Genomic DNA, 21,369 nt, shown 5'->3' with positions numbered 1-21,369 from the left:
AGAATCACACGTTCAGTCGATCTTTGCGGCGCGCTGGCGTCCGAATCGAGCACCCACATCGGCGTTGTCACGTCGGAAGGTTGCCCCTGCTTCGACTTCCAGGCCGAGTGCGTGCGCAACGGAGGTTCCTGCGCCGTCTTTCAACAGACGCAGCATGCGCTGCACTGCTCCGGGATGACCGCCTGCGATTGCATGCGCGACCTCCATTGTTCGAACCATCAGCTTTTCGTGCGGCACAACTTCGTTCGCGAGGCCGATTCTCTCGGCGGTGGCCGCGTCGACAGGTTGACCACTCAGGACGATCTGTAGTGCGGCAGGGAGCCCGACCGTGCGCGGAAGCATGGCGCTTCCTCCCCACCCGTTGAGCAATCCGATCTGCGCGTGGGTGTCCACGAATTCGGCTCGATCAGAGGCGATGATGAACGAGCAGTTGACTGCGAACTCGAAACCGCCGGTGTAACAGGGCCCATTGACCGCAGCGATGATCGGCTTGGATACCGCCCGCATGACCTGTGTGGGCGTGGTTCCCTCCGTTCGCGGCGGTGGGCCGGCAAGCGCCTCAGGCAAGTCCACGCCTGCCGAGAATGACGAGCCCGCACCCGTGATCACGATGACGCGCACATCATCGTCTGCGTCCGCACGCCACAACTCCTTCTTGATGGCTTTGCGCATCGCTCGGTTGATCGCATTTCGGCGGTCCGGTCGATTGAGCGTCAGCACTGCCACATGGCCGTCTTTGGTGACGAGCAGCGGTTGCCCGTCGGCATGCTCGGATACAGCGACGCCATTGTCTGTCGTCATCGATTCAGACCCGCCCAGCCGCAGCAACACGATCGACGACGACTGTGCGCGCCAACCCGAGCAGCAGATCCTGCGCATCAGAGGAAATCTGTTGCACCAGTTCACCTGCCGCAGGAACATCATGAATGAGCCCCTGCACCAGACCGACAGTCCAGACCCCTAGCTCAGGATCGCCGTTCTGAAACACGGTTCGTCCACGGACGCCGGCCACAAGATCCTTGATGTCCTTGAATCTGCCGCCCTTGCTCAGAATCTCGATCACTTCGTCGCTGACGGTGTTCTTCGACACGCGCATCGAGTTTCGCAGCTGACGCATGATCAGCCGAGTGTCCCGCTCGGTGGACTCGACGATCAGATTCTTGATGTTGTCGTGGATGGGGCTTTCTTGCGTGCACATGAATCTGGTACCCATGTTGATTCCGTCTGCGCCGAGCGCAAGTGCCGCAGCCAGTCCGCGTCCGTCGGCAAATCCACCCGAGGCGACGAAGGGTATTTTGAGGGCGTCCGCAGCCGCTGGGATGAGCACCAATCCCGGCACATCGTCTTCACCTGGGTGCCCTGCACACTCGAAACCGTCGATGCTGACAGCGTCGACGCCGACTTTCTCTGCCTTCAACGCGTGCCACACGCTGGTGCACTTGTGAATCACCTTGAGGCCGTGCTGCTTGAAATGCTCCACGTGAACAGTCGGATCCGATCCGGCCGTTTCCACGATGCCGACACCCGAGTCGATGATCACTTGCCGAAACTCGGCAAACGGAGGCGGGTTTATGGACAACGTCAAAGTCAAGTTGACCGCAAACGGCTTGTCGGTCAGCGCTTGGCACCGGCTGATCTCTTCCGCCAGATCTTTCGGAGTCGGTTGCGTCAATGCGGTGATGATTCCAAGTCCGCCGCCGTTGGACACTGCTGCAGCCAGTTCCGCGCGCCCCACGAACATCATTCCACCCTGGACAATCGGGTGCTCTACACCGAATGTCTCGGTGAATCGCGTTTTCAGCATGATCGCTCCTCGAGGAGCCGCTGCGCTCAGGCGGCATCCGTTGTGTGACAGATCTCGAACGTTCACGCTCGATCTACTTAGATAACATAGTTGTCTATGTTGGGCATGGCAAGGATCGACGAACATCGCATCGCATGCAGCGCAAAGGCAGGCCGAAGTGCACGAAGACACGTCCACTGAGCGGCACAGACGACCACCGGGAGCCTGCGGATGCTTTACTAGGTATTCGAAGTCGCACTGGACCGAAAGGTAGGTTGAACACGTGACCGAAATATCGGAGGCCCCTGTCTTCAACCTCCTCAACGCCACCGGCCGTCCGGTTCGAACTCCCAAAACAGCCGAACTGGTCGCTGCAAAGCTTCGACGCATGATCGTCGACGGACAGCTCGTCGATGGAGATCACCTGCCTCACGAGGCCGAACTGATGGAGCACTTCTCGGTCTCACGCCCCACCTTGCGGGAGGCCGTACGAATTCTGGAGGCAGAACGACTCGTCGAAGTTCGCCGTGGATCGAGGACCGGCGCCCGTGTGTGCGTGCCGGGAGCGGAAGTAGTGGCACGCCCCGCATCCTTGCTGCTGGAGCTGTCCGGCGCGACGGTGGCAGACGTGCTGATCGCGCGCGAGTCCCTCGAGCCGGCCGCGGCGGGAATTCTCGCATTGGAGGGAACAGAAGCTGCATTCGACGAGCTGGAGCGATTCGTCGACGAAGAAATACCCGCCGCACTTGCCACCGACGAATTCGGGAGCGCCGCGGCCCGTTTCCACCTCCGGATGGTTCAACTTTCTGGGAACGCGACGCTGGCGCTCATGGCGGGCATGCTGCACGAGATCTTCGAGCGCCACACCACTTCGGTGACGCGAGAATCGACGCGCACCGACGTGGAAGCGGCTCAGGCGAATTACAAGCTCTTCGTGCGTTCTCAGCGACGTCTGATCAAGCTGCTCAGGGCACGAGACAGCGACGGCGCAATCGCCCACTGGAGGAAGCACATGGTCGTCGCGCGCTCAATGCTGGAGGGTCACCTGGACGTCAAGGTCCGCGACATCCTCGACTGAATTTCTTTCGCCGATTCGAAACTGTCGCTCCGTCCTACCCACTGTGCCCGCCTCCGAGAGATGTCGGCGGCGGGCACAGTGCGTGCGCATCTTGCTCAGCGGTTGGTACGGCCGAGATCGACGGGCAGCTGGATACCGGTGACATGTCGCGCTTCGTTCGATGCAATCCACGCGACGGCTGCGGCGATGTCCTCGGCCTGGCTCATCTGATCCGGAAGGCTACCCAAGAAGAGCAGTCCCAGATCGGGGCGGGGCTCCATGGCCTCGTGAAGTTCAGGCACCGTCAGCCCGGTCTGAACACCGTGCGGATGCACCGAATTCACCCGGATTCGGTGAATCGCAAGTTCGTTGGCAAGGGTTTTGGCCAACCCGGTTACGCCGTGTTTCGCGGCAACGTAGTCCGCAAGGAACGGCAGACCTTTCAACCCGGCCACCGAACTTGTGAACACGATCGCACCCCCGGTTCCCTGCTCGATCATGATGGGAACCGCGGCTTTGACGGTGTAGAACGCACCGTGAAGATTGTTGTCGATCGTTGCGTGCCAATGCTCCAGGTCAATTTCCCATGTCAACGCCGCTGTCGTCATCCCAGCATTCGCCACAACCACATCGAGCCGCCCCAGCTCATTGACACCGAGCTCGAGCGCCGCCTTCAGGGCATCGAAGTCCTTGGTATCGGTCACACTGGTCACGATCCGGCGATCCATAGCCTCGACGAGCCGTGCCGTCTCTGCCAGATCCTCGACTGTGGCGCCGGGGTACCCCGCGGTGGGTAGGTCCGCACAAATGTCCAGCGCAATGATGTCCGCACCTTCGGCTGCAAAGCGAACAGCCTCTGCGCGGCCTTGACCGCGTGCAGCGCCGGTGATGAATACGACTTTGCCCTCGTAACGGCGGCCGTTCGGCGCGTCCGGTACAGGGGCTTCGGGAATTTCGATTGCCATGAGGACTCCTTTGTCGATTAATATGTGAGCTCGACGATGCGTGTCGACTACACGGTGAGCTTTCCAGTCTCGAAGTATCGAGTCATAGTGGGAAGTAGTGCGCGGGAGACCAATTCGATGCGCGGTCCGGTGGCGCTGCAATGGTAGGCCCAATACGGTTTTCCGTCGGGGAGCTTGCCGATCGCCTCGGTGGAGAATCCACGCTCTTCCAGTGCCGCTGATCCGGCCACTACATCGTCGGCCCAGTATCCCAGGTGATGAATACCCGAATCCGGCGTCGGCTGCCAGATGGTCTCGGGCACCGACTGGACGATCTCGATACGGGGAGCGGTGAGTGAATACCAGGCTCGTAGGTCTATGACCACGTCGCCATCCGGAAGGCTCACGGGCAGTTCGCCTCCCATCATCTCACCCCACTCGTGCCCCAACAATGCCGATAACTCGGACATTGCCTTGTGCGGATCGTCCACGACGATCCCGATGTGAAAAAGGTCGCTTGCGTCCAGCGGTACTGCAGTGGATCCGCTCAATGTAATGCCCTTCTGGGAAGAAGAAAGTCGCGTGAGGGAGAAAGTCCCATCGACCAGACACACCCGATACTTCGATCCGGGCACGGGATCGCCCACACGACTCACCTGGTTAACCCAGTAGATCACGTCGCCGTCACGAATGTCAGCGGTTACGGGACCCACCCTGTTTACTTCAGGAGTTTGCGGGCCTGCTCGCTCGTTCCGCGCACGAGTTCGTACCGCGCTGCCAACTCTCGGTGTAGGGATCCTGTTCGCCGCAGCATCAGGACCGGCAAGAGCTTGGCAACGGGAGTCACGCGCTTCATCCTCGAAATGTCCTCCAACGCATCTTCACAGCGCCGTTGCAGTTCGACGATTATCGATCGATTTTTCATACGAGGGTCGCGCCGCATACGGATCGTCACTATGCCCGTTTCGGGCGAGCCATCTTTCGTGTCTTCGAGCGTCCAGCCGAAGCTGCGGTATGCGTCTCGGTACAGCGATTCGACATCGCACTCGATACGCACCGTCGAATACTCGTATGTTGCACAACCCGGTGGGCCGGCCGTGGCCGTTTCGCTCATGATGTGGACCCACTTTCCTGTTGGAAACTTTTCATCGCTGCTCGCGCTGTGGTGATGAGTCCATTTTGACCGAATTTGCCGACGTCCGAATCGTTCCGATGGAGCAGGTTCGGCTACTGCGTTCGTAGTACGTCAACTTCCTGCTCTGATGAGATGATCGAAGTGTGAGATCACCTTTTCGCTCGTCCATGCGGATGGGCACTCCGATGTGGACCGTGGGACCTCGCGTTCTGGAGAACACGCTCTTCGTCATCATGATCCTTGCGCTGTCGGTCGAGTTCATCCGGGTAGTCAGCGACGGAAACCCTGCCGGCGGCTGGGTATCCCTACTGCTCAGCGCCGCCGGTGTCGCATCGATTCGTACGTTCCCGCCGTTCGCGCTCGTCTGCATCTCCGCAGGTCCGATCGCGGGCGCACTCCTCGGCTGGGATCCCATCACGACCTGGAGTGTCGCCTGCTTTGCCGCACTGATCCTGGCCCTGCGTGGGTTGCCTGCCGTCCTGACCGGAGTGGTTGTCTCTGTCGCCGTGCTCACGGCTTCCGGTGTGGCGGGCGGGTCGATCGTGCCGTCGGTCAACCCAGGCGCGTCCATCGGCGCTTTTGCTGCGCTGGTGACCACTACCGCGGGAAGCTCTATTCGCGCCCATCGGAAATATTGGTTCGAGCTCGAACGTCGGACTCATGACGCCGTCTCGACGCGAGCGGCCGCTGTCGACCGTGCCATTGCCGAGGAACGCGTGAACATCGCACGCGACCTCCACGACAGCGTCGGCCACCACATCGCCGTCGTCAGCATGCATCTCGGCTCCGCCGAAGTCCATCTACCCAGCGGCGCCGATGCGGCCCGGATCGACCTGGACAAGGCTCGAGCCGGTGTGCAGGCCGTGCTTCGGGAGACGCAGCAGATCCTGACGGTGTTGCGCGTGGATGGTGAATCCGACTCCAGCGCGCCGACAGCAGACCATCACCGTATAACCGAGTTGGTGGCCACCTATCGTGCCGCAGGCATGGAGATCGAGTCCTCAGTGCCGGAGGAGGATCGTGAGATGTCCCCGAGCGCAAGCGCAGCAGCGTTCAGAATCGTGCAGGAGTCCTTGACCAATGCGCATCGCCATGGAGCCGGTGCAGTGTCATTGACAATCACCGTCCCCGACGAAGGAGAAGTCGTGATCGAGATAGTGAACGTGCGTAGCCGCAACGGATCCAGCGGTACCACCGGCGGAGGGAGAGGTCTGGTTGGCATGAGAGAACGCGCAACGTCGATCGGGGGCACGCTGGACGCAAAGGCCGAGGGCGAACTGTTTTGGGTCAGAGCCACTTTGCCGCTGGACGGCAGGCCCGCACGATGATCAGAGTGATGCTGGTCGACGATCAAGAACTCATCCGAACCGGCCTGCATACCATCGTCGATTCCCACGACGAACTCACCGTCGTCGCTGAAGCTGCCGACGGATACGCCGCCACCTCGTTGCTCGAGACCACCGAAGTCGACGTGGTCTTGATGGACATCAGAATGCCGGGTATCGACGGCGTCGAAACGACCAAACGAATACGCGCTACGCGGACGCCCGCACAACTACGAATTCTCGTGCTCACCACCTTCGATCAAGACGAGAACGTATTGGCGGCCCTCCGAGCAGGCGCGGACGGATTCCTCAGTAAAGGCGCCGGTCCCGCCGAACTCACCACCGGCATCCTTCGGGTGGCCCTCGGTGAACATGCACTATCCGCCAACGCCGTGCACGCCCTGGTCGATCACGTCACCGATGGCATGAATCGACCGGCTGATCCCGCAGTTGCCGCGCTGTTCTCCGCACTGACTCCCAGAGAGCTCGAGGTTGTCGAAGCAATCGTTCGCGGATCGAGCAATGCCGACATCGCCACCGAGATGTTCCTCTCGCCCTACACCGTCAAGACCCATGCGAACAGGGCGATGATGAAGGTAGGGGCTCACGACCGAGCACAGCTGGTGTCCTTGGCCGTGCAGGCAGGCATTCAACCCTGACGCTGCGGGGCCCGCCTGGTGTAGACCCTCAGACCGAGAATGATCGCGACACAACCGAATACCATCCCCGCGATTGCGTTGTACCTGGACGCGTCGCCGTCATAGGCGAAGGAGAGCAACGCCGTCTGCGTCATCACCAGCAGAGCGCAGCATCCCGCGAGGTTGACGAGTTTGAGAGCCTCCATCACCGGCTCATTGTTCTTCCGCGCCGAGTGCGCGCCCATGACCGATCCGATGATCTCGATGAATGCAACGGTCGCAATTGCGACGGCGACCCACTTGTCGTACCGCTGCGCTGCACCCGGAAGAAAGAAATTCGACACGCTCGTGGCCACGAAGATCGCGGACAGCCCGATGACCACTGCGCCGATCCGGCGAAATGTCTTCTCTACTGCTTCGGACGAATCAGGAGCGGCGGCGTCGATGACGGCGGTGCCGGTCCGGTCGTGATGCCGGACCGCGAGAATCTTGGACGTGGCGATACCGATACTGAAGGCTCCGTAGACCAAGAGCACGAACGAGGTCGCCTGGACAGCGAGCAGTACCTTCCACGAAGCCATCGTGACATCGACGGGAACCGAGAGCCGAGCAAAATAGATCGCGCGTTCCAGTCGTCCCCGGCGAAGGGTGTCGACCGACAATCGGCGGAGGTGTAATGCACCGTGTGCCCTGACAGCGCGACGTACAGGCGTTCGCGTGAGATAACGCCCGCCACGATCTGCGTTACTCATGACGCTCCATTGGTTGCCGTCCGATGCCCTGATCGACATTCTCTTTGGACCATGATGCCAGCCTGCGAGCAGGCCGCGACCATCCGGTCGCGGCCTGCTCGCACAGTGGACATCCCAGGACACATCCGAGGCTGATGCCGGGGCTGCCGACGCCTGCGTCGCTATTCTTCGATGTGGATTGCCAATGCAGGACAGACCGCCGCAGCCTGACGAACATCCTCCGCGAATTCGGCCGCAGGCGATTCGTCGAGCAACACCACGATTCCATCCTCGTCGCGTTGATCGAACACCTCCATCGACGCTGCTACGCATTGTCCGGCCGCAACACACTTGTCCTGGTCGACGACAACCTTCATGAACTGCTCCTTATCTGCGGTTCACCGACTCGGGCTGAGATCGGTGAGTGCGTCGACGATCTCCTGTCGACGCATCCGGGACTGTTTGGGCATGTTCCACCCAAGTATTCCGGTGACTACGCCGTTACTTCTGAACCGCGCGACAAAGCGACGAGCCGCCACGTCGCCCTCGACGATGTCGACGGCCGCACCAGCGGGAAGCAGGCCGTGTACCTGAAGTTTGGCGTCGTACTGATCTGTCCAGAAGTACGGAATCGGTGCATACGGGCCGCCGTCACCCACGATGACGCTTGCAACGGCCGCGGCTTGCTCTGTGACGTTGGTACGGTTCTCCAGCCGCAGCAGGGCACCGACATGCTCGTGATACCAGCGAGCAACGTCGCCCACGGCATAGATGTCGTCCGCAGCTCGGCAGTGCGAATCGCACACCACGCCGTTGTCCAACTGCAGACCGCTGTCGACGAGCCATTGTGTGCATGGAATGGCGCCGATCGCCACGACTACGACATCAGCAGGCAGAACTTCGCCGCCTTCGAGTTCGACACCGCTGACGCGACCGTCGTGGCCCGTCAGACCGACCACTCCGGTGCCGAGCCTCAGGTGAACGCCATTCTCGGTGTGCAGGTCGCGAAGCAACCCGGAGACGAGTGGGCCGACCTGAGCTGCCATGGGCGCCGACTGGGGTCCAGCGATTGTCACATCGAGGCCAAGAGATCTTGCTGTCGCGGCGATTTCAGAACCCAGCACGCCCTCGCCGACTACTACGAGCCGAGTTGCTGCCAACAGATCGCGGCGCAGGCGTATCGAATCGTCCATGGTGCGAAGGACATGCACTCCGCTGTAGTCCGTCTGATCGGCCAATGACCGCGCCCGAACTCCGGTAGCAATCACCAGCGCATCGGCGCTCAGTTCGCGGCCGCTGGCAGTACGGACAGTCTTTGTCGAAACATCAAGAGACACTGCCGTTTCGCCGAGAACGAACGTCGCATCGAGACCTGCGAGCAACTCGTCCGTTCGCAGAGCGGCGCGTTCGGGATCCCACGCACCGGAAAGAACTTGCTTGGACAGCGGAGGTCGATCATAGGGCGGGTGCACTTCATCGCCCAACACGGTGATCTCGCCAGCGTAATTCTTGCGCCGGAGCGCTTCGGCAGTGGTGAGTCCAGCCGCCGATGCCCCGATTACGAGGACATTGTCGGGAACAGTCATGCCGCTACCACTTCGCCGAAGACGATGCCGTGCAGCGTCATCGAAACTCTTCTCGGTGTCTTCGTCACCGTCGGTGCCGTCGCTATCGTCATCCGAGGTAACGACCGCCGTTGACGCTCAGCGTCTGTCCGGTTACGTATGCAGCGCCGTCCGATGCCAGGTACGCCACCGCGTGCGCAATGTCTTCGGGCTGACCGGCACGCTTCATCGGCATCGAGGCGGCAGCCGCCGACGGGTCCGGCAGACCTTCGCGCAGCAGCGGAGTATCGATGAATCCGGGAGGAACGGTGTTCACGGTGATTCCCTTGTCCGCAAACTCCATTGCCAAAGCCTTGGTGAGGCCGATGACCCCGCCCTTCGAGGACGCATAGTGAGCCAAAGCAGGTGCTCCGGTCTGGGCGGATGAAGATGAGATGTTGATGATGCGTCCCCAGCCGGCGTCGAGCATGTCAGGTACGAATGCCTTGGTCACCAGAAACGGACCCTTGAGATTGATCCGGATCATCCGGTCCCATTCTTCTTCGGAGAGACTGGGGAAAAGTGCATACGTCGTGACACCGGCATTGTTGACCAAAATTCCAACCGGCCCCAGCGCATCTTTGATGCGCGCTGCTGCGTCGGCTACAGAAACGGTCTCCGCCGCGTCGCCGCCTATGGCGATCGCGCGGCCGCCGGCTTCCTCGATTGCCGCCACAGTCTTCTCTGCGCCTTCGAGATTGAGATCCCACACTGCCACGGCCGCGCCCTGTGTGCCGAGTTCGAGGGCGATCGCTGCTCCGATTCCCCGTCCGCCGCCGGTGACGACTGCTGCTTTGCCTTCCAAAGACATTGCTACTCCTTGATCGTTGTTCGGGTCGAAATGCTAGGAATCGAGCGCCTCGCGGATTACTTCGCGTGCCGCAACGGCCGCTGGGAATCCGGTGTAACCCGTAGCGTGGTAAAGAACCTCGGCAATCTCTTCTTTGGTCACTCCGTTGGTGATCGCGACGCGTGCGTGGGTACGCAGTTCCGCGTCTGCCCGGAGAGCGATCAGCAACGAAATTGTCACCAGACTGCGGTCTCGTTTGGACAGTCCTTCTCGGTTCCAGATCTGCCCCCACACACTGATCAGCCCGATCTCTACCAATTCCTCGCCCAACCTTCCGTCACGGAGGTCTATGTCTCCTTCGGGAATGACACCGGGGAGGGCTTCACGCAGAGCCTGCAGACCCGCTGTGCGAAGATCGGCGTCCTGGGTCGCGAGTACATTTTCGGTTGTCACAGTGGACTCCTGGTGTCACGAGGTGTGTTGGCGATCACACGAATAGATTAGTTCAACCGTTCGGTACAAACAATACTGTCCGAGGATTGTTTTCGAGGCGACTACTAATGTCCTGCGTAAACACCTCAGGCCGGTGCGTTCTCCTGGAACGAACCGGCCCGAAGCGTAAGAGACTGTTACATATCGAACGAGGTCAAGCGCTTGCTGAACAGCCACTTTCCGTCCTGGAAGCGCAGGCTGTCCTCGTAGTGGCCGGCCAGTTGCACTCCCCATCCAAGCTCACCCCTGGTGAAAAATACGAAATCGCTGGAAGCGGTGGCCTCATGTGCACCAACCACCGTCACCACCGTGTTACCAGTCATGTGTCGCTGCGGGACTGTCGGGACAAGGTTGCCGTACGCACCTCCGATTTCCTCGGGGCCACTGAAAGTTCCGTAGCCCGCGATTTCGGAAACGCCATCGGTGGTGAACAGTGCCACCACATCCGACGTACGACCCTCGTCGAGGGCATGCGCATACGTTGCGATCGCTCCCATGACTCCTTCGACAGCCGACACGTCCGTTGCAGTGCTCGTACTCATGAATTCTCCAGTTCGGAAGAGTGGGAAATCGTACTGATTGCCCCGATTACATTCTGCAGCCGGGGCTTTCGCTCATGCCTGGTACGTGGTTGCACGCTTGACGAACAGCCAGCGGCCGTCATGGAGCCGCAGAGTGTCCTCGTACTTGCCCAGAACCTGAACTGCCCAACCGGTGTCGCTACGCTGGAAGAACGCGACATCGCTTGTAGCGGTAGCCTCGTCGTCGCTCGTGGCGGTGATCAACGTGTTCGCCACGAGATGCCGTTGCGGCGCAGCCGGAACCCACCCCTTGAACGCCTCCCGAAGCGCATCCCGGCCGGTGATGGCACCGAAACCCGGAACGTCGAGAACGCCGTCCACGGTGTACAGATCAACGATCTCCTCGGTGCGTCCTGCATCCTGCGCCTGTGTATGAGCGCCTATTGCAGCGCGCACACCAGCCGCAACCGCGACATTGGTCGATTCACTCATGTGCTCTCCAAATCTTCGATGGCCGGCCAGCAGCACCGGACAGTATTGAACCGAGGTCGGGATCCGACGCGGCACGTGACTCAAGAAAACTGATGCTTCAAGAACTTGCCCGACCAGTCCATAAGGTCGCTCGGCACGAAATACCCGGTCTCGTCGTTGATCTGGTCCCAGTTGTCTGCGACGTCCTCGATGGTCGCGGCACCGTCCTGCTTGTAGTACCCCTCGGTGGAACCGATGAACAACCGTGCGAACCGCCCCGCTCCAGCAACGTAGATTTCGCCGTTGGCAGCGCAGGTTTCATGCGCAAGGTACGCGACCATGGGTGCTACTGCCGAGGAAGGCATGTAGGGCTGACCCGGCACCGCCTCTGCGTCGTCCGGCGGTTCTGCAGCTCCGGCCATCCGAGTCATCGCCGCAGGCGCAATCAGATTGGTCGTAATGCCATGGGGCTCGCCCGCCAGCTTCATACTGCGGGTCATACCGACCAGGCCCGCCTTTGCCGTCGCATACGGCAAGTTGTTCGGAAGGCCAAGCAACCCGGTCGACGTCGTGTGAACGATCCGGCCGTATCCCTGCTCGATCATGTGCGGGAACGCCGCTTTACTGGTGTTGAACGCACCGAGTAGGTGAACGGCGATATGGCGTTCCACATTGTCGAGTGTCACCTCGGGCATACCCGCGTAGCGGACGATACCTGCATTGTTCACGACGATGTCGATACGCCCGAACTGCTCGATTGCAGAGTCGATGATAGCTGTGGCGCCCTCGGGGGACGATACATCGTTGGTGTCGGCAACTGCCTTGCCACCTGCAGCGATGATCTCGCCTACGACGGTATGTGCAGGCCCGACATCGGTTCCGTCGCCCTCGATGGAGCCTCCGAAATCGTTGACAACAACACTCGCCCCGCGAGCCCCGAGTAATTTGGCATATCCGCGACCGATTCCGCGACCCGCACCGGTCACTACAGCAACACGTCCGTCGAACCTGTGTTCTGCCATGATCAGACCGTGGCAACTGGAGTCAGCGGGCTACCCATGGTGCCCGGCAAGTTCAACGGTGGCGCGGTGAGAAGGAACCGGCTGCGCTTGTGCTCTCGCAGCCAGTCGGCCAGAGCCTGGGTGTTCCACAACTCGCCCAGCGGGATGCCGAGCTTGAAGAGACACAGGTTGTGGATAGGCAACAACGAGTGCGGCGTCTCGCCGCCATTGACGAATCCCTCGACGGCGTAGTTGTCGGAGATCAACGCAGCCATGCCAGAATCGGTGATCCACTGCAAGATCTCGGGATCCTCGGCATCGAGGTACGAGTACATGGCCTGAATCTTGGTCGGATCGGGGTTCTTCTCCCACCGTAGGATCTGATCGGCGAATCCGGTGTGGATGATGACCATGTCGCCCGACTCGACTACGACGTCGTCCTTGTCCATGATCTCTTTGAGCTTCGCGTAATTGATCGGCTGCCACTCGTTCTTGGTGTCACCGAGGTGATGAGCGATATCGATCAGTACCCCGCGCCCCTGGACACCGTGTTCCGCCATGTGTTCGAGTCCGAGATTACGGTTGAAGGACAGGCTGCCACTGCCATCACCCTTGGCGTCGTCCTTCGGCCCGACGATGTGCTCATCTGGCCGAAATCCGTTGTAGTACACGGCTTCTTCGACGCCATCTCCATCTGCATCGAACAATGCACCCTGGTGTGCGAGCGAGTCCCATTGAGTCGAGTACTGCAGCCACAGCGTGACCACGTCATCGCCCCACACGTCGATGAAGGTCGGCGCGATCTTGTCACGGGCCACGACGTTGTAGAACGTGTCCTGGTTGTGCATGAGATCTTCGGTCGGCCGCAGAATCGGCGGGTACCGGCGCTGATTGAGCGCCGAGCCACCGGGGTAGTCGAGGGGAAGGCTCAAACTGAAGGTCTCGCCAGTCTGGACTTCGCGGATGCCCTGTAGGACCTTTTCCGGAGTGAGTAGATTGATTCGGCCCAACTCGTCGTCGGCGCCGAAATCGCCCCAGTTGGAACCTGGGGGCCGCTGCTTCCACCGCTTCGTCACGGCAAACTCCTTCATTCGGTGTCAGTCTTCGTTGACTGTTGGGTGTGATGTTACTCATTTTTAGACTGGTCGGTCAATGCAATTCGCAATCGTATGTGACCCTGAACAAAGCTGAGAGCGATTGCGCCGAACGGGTTCTGACGGAAGGCCGATCAAGCGGTAACGCGATCGTCCTTGTCTCGGCGTACCAATACGAACTCGCCGAAGCCGCCCTCGACCGTCTTCGCTATCAACTGCTGCAGAGTCGGACGGCCCGTGGGATTGAGGAGTTGTTTGACGGGCTTTCCCGGAATATTCGCACCGTAGAAGTAACTCTTGTCGGTGAACGAAGAGTAGACGCTGCTCGCGTCCATCATTGCGGTCCACTCCTCTTCCGCTGCGGCGCTGGCTTCCATCACGTCGATTGCGTTGTCCCGGGCATAGATCAGCGCGTCCATGACGAAGTCGACCTGATCACCCGTGTAGCGGGGATTGTTTCCGGTCGAGCCGTGAGGACCTCCCGGAAAGAAGAAATTGGGAAAACCTGCGGCCACGGTCCCCAGAAATGTTCGTGGCCCGTCGCCCCAGTGATTTTTCAGTTCCAGGCCGTTGCGCCCGCGGATGCCGAGGCGGTTGAGGGCGCCGGTGCCAAAATCGTAACCCGTCGACCAAACGATGATGTCGAATTCTTCGACGCCGTCGACGGTTTCGATTCCAGCGGCCGTGACCCGCAGGATAGGCGTTTCCTTGAGTGACACCAACTTCACATTCGGCTGGTTGTACACCTGGAAGTAGTTCGTCACGAACGGAGGACGCTTGCCGCCGTATCCGTGATCTTTCGGAATGAGTTTTTCGGCTGTCTCCGGGTCGTCGACTGCATCGCGGATCTTGTTCGCAACGAAATCGGACCACTCTTTGTTCGCGACCGGATTGAGGGTCATGTCGATGTAGTGAGTGGTCAGCTTCTCAAAACCGGGACTGTTCCACATCTTTTCGTAGAAGGGCAGCCTGTCGACCTCTGCGTCGTCTTCGAATTTTCGGTAGTCCATCTTGTGCAGGAAGCCACTGACGGAAGCGTCGAGAGTCTCCTTGATGGACTCGTAGTTCGCTTTGAGGTCGGCCTGTTCCTCCGCCGAGATCGGTGCGTTGTTCAGTGGCGTGCACCAGTTTGCGGTGCGCTGATACACGGTGAGTGATGCCGCTTCCTTTGCCACAACGGGAATCAGCTGGACACCACTCGATCCGGTTCCGATCACCGCTACCTTCTTACCTGTGAAGTCGACGGGAGTCGACGGCCACCGACCGGTGTGGTAGCTCTCGCCCTGGAAATCCTCGCGACCCTCGACGTTCGGATAGAAGGGCACCGACAGCACGCCGGTGGCCGCTACGAGGAACCGACTGCGAACCGAGAAGCCATCTTCGGTCGTGGTGGTCCACACGCCCGAGTCCTCGTCGAAAGTCGACGAATCGACCTTCGAATCGAACCGAATGTGCTGACGGAGGTCGAATTTGTCGACTACGTAGTTGAAGTAGCGTTCGATCTCGGGCTGACCGGCGAATCGCTCGGACCACTCCCACTCGTCCCACAAGTCCTTGGAAAAGAGGTAGCCGTAGGTATAGCTCTCCGAGTCGAAACGGGCTTCCGGGTAACGGTTCCAGAACCAGGTTCCACCGACACCTGCTCCGGCTTCGAGAACTTTTACGGTGAACCCCTCTTCGAGGGCTCGGTACGTCTGGTAGATCCCGGTGACACCTGTTCCGATCACCACGACATCGGCGTCAACCGCGCTTTGATCACTCACTGCTTCGCTCACTTTTCCTCCACTGTCGGATCGGCCGCCTGCTCGGTGCGACCACTATATTTCGAACGATCAGTCGAATATACGGAAACGACAAAATTGCTCGACGGAACTTTCCGGAGCGGAAACGAGTCACCCTCGTTTCCAAGACAATTCGGACTCGGCGGATGGTTTTTGCGAACTACTTCGACGGGTCTGGGTCGAGAACCTCGCGGATCGCGGCCTCGATTGCTTCCTCGTCCGGTAGCCACACCTTCTCCAGCACCGGCGAATACGGTGCGGGGGATTGTGCGGCGGTGACGCGGACCACCGGAGCATCGAGATACCAGAATCCCTCGCGTACCGCCTTGGCCGCAATTTCGGCACCGACGCCGAACTCACCCACCGCCTGGTGCACCACCACAAGGCGATTGGTCTTTTTCAACGACGTCAAGATCGTGTCGAAATCCAGCGGGCTGATGGTACGGAGATCGATCACCTCGGTATCGATCCCCTCGGCGGCCAGACGATCGGCCACGGCAAGACATCCCTGCATCATTGCGCTGTACGACACGACGGTGACGTCCGCGCCTGGCCTCCTCACGATCGCTTTTCCGATGGGAACGATGTGGTCGTCTGCCGGCTTGGGCCCCTTCATGCCGTACAGCAGACGGTTCTCGATGAAGACAACCGGGTTCGGATCCTGAATTGCGGCGCGCAAGAGGCCATACGTGTCGGACGGCGTCGACGGCATCACCACGGTGAGGCCGGGGATGTGAGCCAGGAGGGCTTCGAGACTCTGCGAATGCTGACTTCCCGAGGACTTCCCCGCCGCGAACTGGGTGCGGACAACCATCGGCAACGACGCCGCCCCGCCCGTCATGAAGCGCAGTTTGGCTGCCTGATTCATCAGCTGGTCGAGGCACACGCCGATGAAATCGAAGTACATGAGTTCGACGACCGGCTTGTACCCGGCCATCGCTGCCCCTACCGCTGTACCCATGATCGCGCTCTCCGAGATCGGGGTGTCCCTTACTCGTCCTGGGTACTTCTCGGCCAGCCCTCGGGTGAGGCCGAAAACGTTGCCACCCTCGCCTACGTCGATTCCGGCGAGAAAGACCGATGGATCGTCATCCAGTTCGCGGGTCAATGCAGCGGTGATGGAGTGCATCGTCTTCCACACGCCCTCGGTGGGAACCGGTGGTTCCGGGATGAACGTGCGTTCGGAGATCACGTAGTCCCCCGCCGTCTCCGCAACAGGGTACTCAGCCTCGTTCGCCAATCGGACGGCCTGACCGATCGTGTCGTCGACATCGGCATGGACTGCCTCGATGCGCTCGGCCAATCCGGCGGCGCGCATACGTGCGCCGAGTACCTCGAGTGGATCGCGTAGCTTCCATTCGGCCAGCTCGTCTTCCACCCGGTAGCTCTGGGGATCACCCTCGTAGTGGCCGTGCCATCTGTAGGTGGCGGCTTCGACGATCATCGGTCCGGCACCTGCGCGAACGCGTTCGACCAGCTCGGTCTGTAGCGCCGCGACGGCGGTCACGTCGTTTCCGTCGACACTGTGGAATTCGATCCCGTACCCGGCAGCTCGGTCCTTCAGAGTTGCCCGGTGCTGATCGGCAGCCGACGAGAATTCGGCATAGCCGTTGTTCTCGCAGAAGAAGATCACCGGGAGATCCCACACGGCAGCCAGGTTCACGGATTCGTGAAAGACACCCTGCGCGACGGCACCGTCGCCGAAGAAGGCGACGACCACTGCGCCCTCCGCTTTGAGCTGCGCGGCAGTACCCGCGCCGACGGCGATCGGCATTCCGGCGCCGACGATGCCGTTGGCTCCGAAGATGCCTTTCCGGGGATCTGCGATATGCATGGACCCCCCGCGGCCTTTGCATGTGCCTGTTTCTTTGCCCATGAGCTCGGCGAACATGCCGTCGACGTCGAGGCCCTTTGCAATGCAGTGCCCGTGCCCGCGGTGCGTCGAGGTCACTACGTCACGGTCGTCGAGGGGCCAGCACGCGCCTACAGCCGAGGCTTCCTGACCGATCGACAAGTGCAGAAAGCCTGGAATCTGGTTCGTCTTGTAGAGCCGAGATGCGCGGTCCTCGAACTGTCGAATGAGCCGCATGCGGCGGTAGAGCTCAACGAGCGTGTCCGGGTGTTCCAACGCATGTGCGTCCAGTGCCGGAGTCGTTTTCGGAGCGGTTTCAATGGTGGTCATGAGCCCTCTGTCAGTCGATTTGTCGCATAGGCCGTGGCCCGCTCTTGACTAAAGATCATCTGACCATCAATATTATACCGTATGTTCGAAAAAACAAGAGTCGTCACCGGACGACCTAGCCGAAGGACGGACTCGACATGGATCTAGAGCTGCCTACCGAGACTCTCGAGCTTCAGGCGTTGTGCCGTTCGTTCGCGGAGAAGGAAATCGAGCCGCATGCGGCTTTCTGGTCGGAAGAGGAGCGATTCCCCTCCGAGGTCTTCACCAAGATGGGCGAACTGAACCTCAACGGCCTGCTGATTCCCGAGGAATACGGCGGAATGGACGTGGGCTACGTGTCCTACGTTGCGGCGATGGAGGCTATCGGCGGTGCCGATCAGTCGCTGGGAGCCGCATGGAATGCGCACTCCACAATCGGCTCGCTCCCCCTCCTGGCTTTCGGCACCGAGAAGCAGAAGCAGGACTGGCTGGTCCCACTTGCCACGGGAGCCAAGATCGGCGCGTTCGGATTGACGGAGCCGACCGCAGGTTCCGACGCCGCAGGCATTCGCACAACCGCACGCGAAGATGGTGGCGGATGGGTTGTCAACGGCGGCAAAATGTTCATCACCAACGCTGGCACAGATATCAGCATCGGTGTGACCATTCTGGCCGTCACAGGCAAGAACGACGACGGAAGCAAGCGGTACGGCACCTTCTTCGTTCCAACAGGAACCGAGGGTTACACCGTAGGTAAGTCACTCCACAAGCTCGGCTGGCACGCAATGGACACCCGAGAGCTCGTGTTCGACAATTGCTGGATACCTGCTGAGAACCTCATCGGCGAAGAAGGCAACGGTCTACGCCAGTTCCTCGACGTCCTCGACGGCGGCCGAATCAGCGTCGCAGCACTTGCGCTGTCCCTCGCACAAACAGCTCTCGAACTCGCGATCGATCATGCACGCAATCGTGAGCAGTTCGGCAGCCCGCTCACCAAGTTCCAAGCTGTGCAACACAAGATCGCCGACATGGCGACCGAGATCGAGGCTGCGCGGAGCTTGGTCTACCGAGCGGCATGGTTGGCGGACAACAAGAAACCGTTCGGACAAGCTGCCGCCATGGCCAAGGTCTACGCGTCCGAAGTTGCCAACAGAGCCGCGAGCTCTAGCCTCCAAATTCACGGTGGCTACGGCTACATCCGCGAATCCAAGATCTCACGCTTCTACGCCGACGCCAAAATCCTCGAGATCGGCGAGGGCACCAATGAAATTCAGCGAAACGTCATCGCTCGAAACGTGATCAACGCCAAACGGCGCTGATCCCCCGACGCCTGGTTCGGATCCCCACGCGGATTCTAACCGGGCGCACGGCGCTCCCTGCGCCGTAAAAGCACTCATCCCTCCATCACCGATCTGATGGAGGGATGAGTTGCTGTGAAGACCTAGCGGTCCGCGCTACCTGGCCACCCAGCCACCGTCGACGTTGACGGTGGTACCGGTGACGTAGGAACTCGCGTCACTCGCCAGAAAAACTGCGGCACCGCCGAGTTCGGAGGGTACTCCCAATCTACCGACCGGCGTCGCAGCCACGATGGTTTCCCCCCACTTGCTGTCGAGCAGCCCCGATGACAGATCGGTTCGAAAGTAACCCGGAGCAAGGGAATTGACGCGCACGCCGCGGCGGGCCCACTCGACTGCGAGAGTTTTGGTCAGCGCATCGAGACCGCCCTTGCTTGCTGCGTATGCAGCGATCCTCTCGAAACCGGTGACCGCGTGTACCGAAGTGATGTTGACGATGCTCCCCGTCTCCTGTGCGAGCATCTGGGCACCGGCCTCACGGGCACAGAAGAATGCACCGTCGAGATTGACCTTGATCACTCGCTGCCAGCCCTCGTCGGTCACTCGCTCACTTCGTGTGAAGCTAGGACTGATGCCGGCACAGTTGATAAGTACGTTCAGTTGTCCGTGATCGGCGACGATCCGGCGCACAGCATCTGCGGCGAACCCCGGTGTATCCACGGAGCCAGCGATCACAGATGTCCGGCCCGTCGAGCCGGATGGATCCAGTTCTTTCGCTACTCGTGTGAGATCGGACTCTGTTTTCGACGTCAACACCACGGTGGCGCCTGCGTCGTACAAGGCTTGCGCGATGGCCGAGCCGAGCCCCTTGCCCGCGCCGGTGACCCATGCCACCTTTCCGGTCAGGTCGAACATCGATTTTTGCATCTCTTCGGCGACATCTGTCATGGAGTTACCTCTCGCAGAGAACGTTTGAGCACTTTTCCAGAGGGTGTGCGCGGAAGGGAGCCGATGTAGACGATGCTCGACGGCACCTTGTACTTGGCGAGACGTGCACGACAGAACTCTTTGAGATCCTCGACGTCGATCGTGCTTCCGGGGCGAAGCACCACGAACGCCTTCGGAACTTCACCCCATCGGGCATCCGGTACGCCGATCACTGCCGCCTCGATGACATCTGGATTCTCGTAGAGCACCCTCTCGACCTCGGGACTCGCGATGTTCTCGCCGCCGGAGACAATCATGTCCTTTTTGCGGTCTTCGATGTACAAAAAGCCGTCACTGTCGAGTCTCCCGATGTCACCGGTGTGAAACCAGCCTCCGCGCAGAGCGGTTGCAGTGGCCTCGGGGTCGCGCCAATACCCCGACATCACCTTGGGTCCACGCACGGCGATCTCCCCCAGAGTGTCCGCGGAGACGGAGTTGCCGGAGTCGTCGAGAATCGCGATCTGAGTGTGCGCCACCGGCCTTCCCACCGAGCCCACCTTGGATCGCATGTGTGCGGCGTCGTTGATCGTGTCACCCGAGACCGTCTCGGTGAGTCCGTAGGCGTCGGCGAACCACGACTCGGGGAAGGTTCTTGCTATCCGGTCGAGTAGCGGTACCGGCATCTTCTCACCGCCGCCGGTGATGAACCGAATGGAACTGGTGTCTCGATCGGCAATGTCGGGCAGTTGGAGAATTGCGTTCATCATCGACGGCGCAAGCCAAATATTGGTCGGCTTGAGATTTTCGATCGCGTCGATGACCAGTACCGGATCGAACTTGCGCAGCAACCGAAGCCGTCCACCGACGTGCAGGGTGGCCAAGCCTGGAAGGTCCATACCGCCGACGTGATAGAGCGGACCGCACACAAGGGTGGTATCCGCTGAGGTCAAGGAGAACTCGAGAATATGCGCCAGGTTCTTGTAGATCAGGTTCTCGTGAGAAATCATCACGCCCTTGGGCCGCGCCGTCGTGCCCGACGTGTACATCAATCGCTGAAGGTCCGAGGGTTCCACATCCACCAACTCGGTACGTGCACCGAGGTGGCGGTCGACCAGATGGGAATACTTCGTCCAGGAGTCGTCTTGGGTATCCGAGAGCGTCAGCTTGTGCTTCAGAAGCGGAAGTCCGGGCGCAATGGCGTCGATCTTGTCCGCGAACTCGGCCTCTGTCACGATCGCAACTGCGTTGGCGTGATCGAGAATGAACGACCACTCGGCGTCGGACAGCCGGTAGTTCAGCGGCACTACCGCAGCACCGATTCTGTTGGCTGCAAACATTGTTTCGATGAACTCGATGTGATTGTAGAGAAGAACACCGAGTATGTCGCCACGCTGGATCCCGAGTTCGAGCAAAGCTACCGATAGCGCGTCGACCCGTGTTCGAAGTTCGGCGTGGGTGACTTCGCGATCGGTTTCGGACACCGCAACAGCGTCCGGAAATCGATCTGCGTTTCTGTCCACCACGCTCGCGAAATTGATCATCGTGTTTTCTCGCCTTCTTCGCGAATGTTCGACTTGATTTCGTTTGATGTACCGATCAGTCTAAGCATGTCAGGA

22 protein-coding genes are annotated in these 21,369 nt (G+C 60.3%); 4 read left to right on the top strand and 18 right to left on the bottom strand.

Annotation, left to right across the window (positions count from 1 at the left end):
- Window positions 1-12: 12 nt before the first annotated feature.
- The gene (locus CH292_RS21310; RefSeq protein ID WP_094655767.1) at window positions 13-801 is read right to left on the bottom strand and encodes an enoyl-CoA hydratase-related protein; all 789 of its coding nucleotides are present in this window, start codon (window positions 799-801) and stop codon (window positions 13-15) included.
- Window positions 802-805: 4 nt separating this feature from the next.
- A complete protein-coding gene (locus CH292_RS21305; RefSeq protein ID WP_179278037.1) occupies window positions 806-1,804 on the bottom strand; it encodes a nitronate monooxygenase family protein in 999 nt (332 codons plus the stop codon).
- Between the two features lie 262 nt (window positions 1,805-2,066).
- Here CH292_RS21305 and CH292_RS21300 point away from each other — a divergent pair, with 262 nt between their 5' ends.
- The gene (locus tag CH292_RS21300; protein ID WP_094655663.1) at window positions 2,067-2,861 is read left to right on the top strand and encodes a FadR/GntR family transcriptional regulator; all 795 of its coding nucleotides are present in this window, start codon (window positions 2,067-2,069) and stop codon (window positions 2,859-2,861) included.
- A gap of 95 nt (window positions 2,862-2,956) precedes the next feature.
- Here CH292_RS21300 and CH292_RS21295 read toward each other — a convergent pair whose 3' ends face one another.
- From CH292_RS21295 to CH292_RS29435, 3 genes are all read right to left on the bottom strand, one after another.
- On the bottom strand, window positions 2,957-3,805 hold the full coding sequence (locus tag CH292_RS21295; protein ID WP_094655662.1) for a mycofactocin-coupled SDR family oxidoreductase: 849 nt from the start codon (window positions 3,803-3,805) through the stop codon (window positions 2,957-2,959).
- Between the two features lie 47 nt (window positions 3,806-3,852).
- Window positions 3,853-4,335: a VOC family protein gene (locus CH292_RS21290; RefSeq protein WP_256978400.1), complete on the bottom strand. Its 483-nt coding sequence runs from the start codon at window positions 4,333-4,335 to the stop codon at window positions 3,853-3,855.
- Window positions 4,336-4,502: 167 nt separating this feature from the next.
- The gene (locus CH292_RS29435) at window positions 4,503-4,631 is read right to left on the bottom strand and encodes a hypothetical protein (protein WP_256978397.1); all 129 of its coding nucleotides are present in this window, start codon (window positions 4,629-4,631) and stop codon (window positions 4,503-4,505) included.
- A 431-nt stretch (window positions 4,632-5,062) separates the two neighbouring features.
- Here CH292_RS29435 and CH292_RS21280 point away from each other — a divergent pair, with 431 nt between their 5' ends.
- Both CH292_RS21280 and CH292_RS21275 read left to right on the top strand, forming a co-directional pair.
- On the top strand, window positions 5,063-6,247 hold the full coding sequence (locus tag CH292_RS21280) for a sensor histidine kinase (protein WP_143545787.1): 1,185 nt from the start codon (window positions 5,063-5,065) through the stop codon (window positions 6,245-6,247).
- Window positions 6,244-6,903: a response regulator transcription factor gene (locus tag CH292_RS21275; RefSeq protein WP_094655659.1), complete on the top strand. Its 660-nt coding sequence runs from the start codon at window positions 6,244-6,246 to the stop codon at window positions 6,901-6,903. The genes CH292_RS21280 and CH292_RS21275 overlap by 4 nt, the downstream gene beginning before the upstream one ends.
- On the opposite strand, the gene CH292_RS21270 is transcribed toward CH292_RS21275, so the two are convergent.
- From CH292_RS21270 to CH292_RS21220, 11 genes are all read right to left on the bottom strand, one after another.
- Window positions 6,894-7,463, bottom strand: coding sequence for a hypothetical protein (locus tag CH292_RS21270; protein WP_143545786.1), 570 nt, complete (start codon window positions 7,461-7,463; stop codon window positions 6,894-6,896). The genes CH292_RS21275 and CH292_RS21270 overlap by 10 nt on opposite strands.
- A gap of 332 nt (window positions 7,464-7,795) precedes the next feature.
- Window positions 7,796-7,990, bottom strand: coding sequence for a ferredoxin (locus tag CH292_RS21265; RefSeq protein WP_094655657.1), 195 nt, complete (start codon window positions 7,988-7,990; stop codon window positions 7,796-7,798).
- Between the two features lie 21 nt (window positions 7,991-8,011).
- Window positions 8,012-9,199 carry an NAD(P)/FAD-dependent oxidoreductase gene (locus CH292_RS21260; RefSeq protein ID WP_094655656.1) on the bottom strand — a complete coding sequence of 396 codons (1,188 nt, stop codon included), beginning with the start codon at window positions 9,197-9,199 and terminating at the stop codon, window positions 8,012-8,014.
- 88 nt (window positions 9,200-9,287) lie between these two features.
- The gene (locus CH292_RS21255; RefSeq protein ID WP_094655655.1) at window positions 9,288-10,028 is read right to left on the bottom strand and encodes a 3-oxoacyl-ACP reductase family protein; all 741 of its coding nucleotides are present in this window, start codon (window positions 10,026-10,028) and stop codon (window positions 9,288-9,290) included.
- A 33-nt stretch (window positions 10,029-10,061) separates the two neighbouring features.
- The gene (locus CH292_RS21250) at window positions 10,062-10,460 is read right to left on the bottom strand and encodes a carboxymuconolactone decarboxylase family protein (RefSeq protein ID WP_094655654.1); all 399 of its coding nucleotides are present in this window, start codon (window positions 10,458-10,460) and stop codon (window positions 10,062-10,064) included.
- 176 nt (window positions 10,461-10,636) lie between these two features.
- Window positions 10,637-11,041 (bottom strand): nuclear transport factor 2 family protein, encoded by a 405-nt coding sequence (locus CH292_RS21245; protein ID WP_094655653.1) that lies wholly within the window; start codon window positions 11,039-11,041, stop codon window positions 10,637-10,639.
- Between the two features lie 72 nt (window positions 11,042-11,113).
- Complete coding sequence (locus CH292_RS21240; RefSeq protein WP_094655652.1) at window positions 11,114-11,512, bottom strand: nuclear transport factor 2 family protein; 399 nt, start codon at window positions 11,510-11,512, stop codon at window positions 11,114-11,116.
- Between the two features lie 80 nt (window positions 11,513-11,592).
- Window positions 11,593-12,513 carry an SDR family NAD(P)-dependent oxidoreductase gene (locus tag CH292_RS21235; protein WP_094655651.1) on the bottom strand — a complete coding sequence of 307 codons (921 nt, stop codon included), beginning with the start codon at window positions 12,511-12,513 and terminating at the stop codon, window positions 11,593-11,595.
- Between the two features lie 2 nt (window positions 12,514-12,515).
- Window positions 12,516-13,568 (bottom strand): cyclase family protein, encoded by a 1,053-nt coding sequence (locus CH292_RS21230; protein ID WP_094655764.1) that lies wholly within the window; start codon window positions 13,566-13,568, stop codon window positions 12,516-12,518.
- A gap of 152 nt (window positions 13,569-13,720) precedes the next feature.
- A complete protein-coding gene (locus CH292_RS21225) occupies window positions 13,721-15,361 on the bottom strand; it encodes an NAD(P)/FAD-dependent oxidoreductase (protein ID WP_094655650.1) in 1,641 nt (546 codons plus the stop codon).
- Between the two features lie 166 nt (window positions 15,362-15,527).
- Window positions 15,528-17,549, bottom strand: coding sequence for a pyruvate dehydrogenase complex E1 component subunit beta (locus CH292_RS21220; RefSeq protein WP_094655649.1), 2,022 nt, complete (start codon window positions 17,547-17,549; stop codon window positions 15,528-15,530).
- Window positions 17,550-17,686: 137 nt separating this feature from the next.
- Between CH292_RS21220 and CH292_RS21215 the strand changes: the two genes are divergently transcribed.
- Window positions 17,687-18,847, top strand: a complete 1,161-nt coding sequence (locus CH292_RS21215) for an acyl-CoA dehydrogenase family protein (RefSeq protein WP_094655648.1) — start codon at window positions 17,687-17,689, stop codon at window positions 18,845-18,847.
- A 135-nt stretch (window positions 18,848-18,982) separates the two neighbouring features.
- Here CH292_RS21215 and CH292_RS21210 read toward each other — a convergent pair whose 3' ends face one another.
- A complete protein-coding gene (locus tag CH292_RS21210) occupies window positions 18,983-19,774 on the bottom strand; it encodes an SDR family NAD(P)-dependent oxidoreductase (RefSeq protein ID WP_094655647.1) in 792 nt (263 codons plus the stop codon).
- Complete coding sequence (locus CH292_RS21205; RefSeq protein ID WP_094655646.1) at window positions 19,771-21,294, bottom strand: long-chain fatty acid--CoA ligase; 1,524 nt, start codon at window positions 21,292-21,294, stop codon at window positions 19,771-19,773. The genes CH292_RS21210 and CH292_RS21205 overlap by 4 nt, the downstream gene beginning before the upstream one ends.
- Window positions 21,295-21,369 lie beyond the last annotated feature (75 nt).

The organism is Rhodococcus sp. 14-2470-1a (genome assembly GCF_002259425.1).
GTDB lineage: Bacteria > Actinomycetota > Actinomycetes > Mycobacteriales > Mycobacteriaceae > Rhodococcoides > Rhodococcoides fascians_E.
The sequence above is the reverse complement of the archived record's forward strand: the minus strand, read 5'-3'. Positions and strand labels throughout refer to the sequence as shown.

Bases quoted from the DNA above. Each gene is read 5' to 3' on its own strand.
- CH292_RS21310 (WP_094655767.1), bottom strand. From the start codon at position 801: ATGACGACAGACAATGGCGTCGCTGTATCCGAGCATGCCGACGGGCAA.
- CH292_RS21305 (WP_179278037.1), bottom strand. From the start codon at position 1,804: ATGCTGAAAACGCGATTCACCGAGACATTCGGTGTAGAGCACCCGATT.
- CH292_RS21295 (WP_094655662.1), bottom strand. From the start codon at position 3,805: ATGGCAATCGAAATTCCCGAAGCCCCTGTACCGGACGCGCCGAACGGC.
- CH292_RS21275 (WP_094655659.1), top strand. From the start codon at position 6,244: ATGATCAGAGTGATGCTGGTCGACGATCAAGAACTCATCCGAACCGGC.
- CH292_RS21270 (WP_143545786.1), bottom strand. From the start codon at position 7,463: ATGGCTTCGTGGAAGGTACTGCTCGCTGTCCAGGCGACCTCGTTCGTG.
- CH292_RS21265 (WP_094655657.1), bottom strand. From the start codon at position 7,990: ATGAAGGTTGTCGTCGACCAGGACAAGTGTGTTGCGGCCGGACAATGC.
- CH292_RS21260 (WP_094655656.1), bottom strand. From the start codon at position 9,199: ATGACTGTTCCCGACAATGTCCTCGTAATCGGGGCATCGGCGGCTGGA.
- CH292_RS21255 (WP_094655655.1), bottom strand. From the start codon at position 10,028: ATGTCTTTGGAAGGCAAAGCAGCAGTCGTCACCGGCGGCGGACGGGGA.
- CH292_RS21245 (WP_094655653.1), bottom strand. From the start codon at position 11,041: ATGAGTACGAGCACTGCAACGGACGTGTCGGCTGTCGAAGGAGTCATG.
- CH292_RS21240 (WP_094655652.1), bottom strand. From the start codon at position 11,512: ATGAGTGAATCGACCAATGTCGCGGTTGCGGCTGGTGTGCGCGCTGCA.
- CH292_RS21235 (WP_094655651.1), bottom strand. From the start codon at position 12,513: ATGGCAGAACACAGGTTCGACGGACGTGTTGCTGTAGTGACCGGTGCG.
- CH292_RS21220 (WP_094655649.1), bottom strand. From the start codon at position 17,549: ATGACCACCATTGAAACCGCTCCGAAAACGACTCCGGCACTGGACGCA.
- CH292_RS21215 (WP_094655648.1), top strand. From the start codon at position 17,687: ATGGATCTAGAGCTGCCTACCGAGACTCTCGAGCTTCAGGCGTTGTGC.
- CH292_RS21210 (WP_094655647.1), bottom strand. From the start codon at position 19,774: ATGACAGATGTCGCCGAAGAGATGCAAAAATCGATGTTCGACCTGACC.
- CH292_RS21205 (WP_094655646.1), bottom strand. From the start codon at position 21,294: ATGATCAATTTCGCGAGCGTGGTGGACAGAAACGCAGATCGATTTCCG.